1 pseudogene is annotated in these 491 nt (G+C 43.0%); it reads left to right on the top strand.

Annotated elements, in window-relative coordinates:
• Positions 1–491, top strand: a pseudogene (locus AOM43_RS12870) (RHS repeat protein); the annotation flags it as partial.

The raw sequence follows: 491 nt of genomic DNA, 5'->3' as shown, positions 1-491 counted from the left end.
CTACACCTATGATCTGAATGATAATCCTATCCTCATTCAGGATCACATCAATCATACACAAAATACCCGAACTTATGACCGATGTGATCGCCTCATTGAAGAAACGTTGGGCAATGGTCTGCAGATGAAATATGTATACGACCGACAAGGACGCGTTCATTCCAGTACACTTCCTGATGGTAGCCACGTCGTGTACGGCTACAACGCGGTAGATCTAACAGAAGTTAAACGAATCAACCTTTCAGGAGAACAGCTTTATTCCCAAACTTACCGCTATGACCAAGCAGGTAATCTGATCCAAAAAGATCTGCCTTTCAACATCGGTCAAACGACCTATGCTTACGATCTACGTAGTCAGCACAAGTCGATCCACTCTCCACATTTCAGTGAAACAGGGGTTACATATGATGCTGTTGGGAATCTTCTTACACAAACTTACACCGATCCAATTGGTCGTTTGCCTTGTCAATATGCTTATGATGATCTCTATC

Origin of the sequence: Parachlamydia acanthamoebae, from assembly GCF_000875975.1 — a bacterium.
Lineage (GTDB): Bacteria > Chlamydiota > Chlamydiia > Chlamydiales > Parachlamydiaceae > Parachlamydia > Parachlamydia acanthamoebae.
Note: the sequence above shows the minus strand (reverse complement) of the source record. Positions and strands in the feature narration are given on the sequence as shown.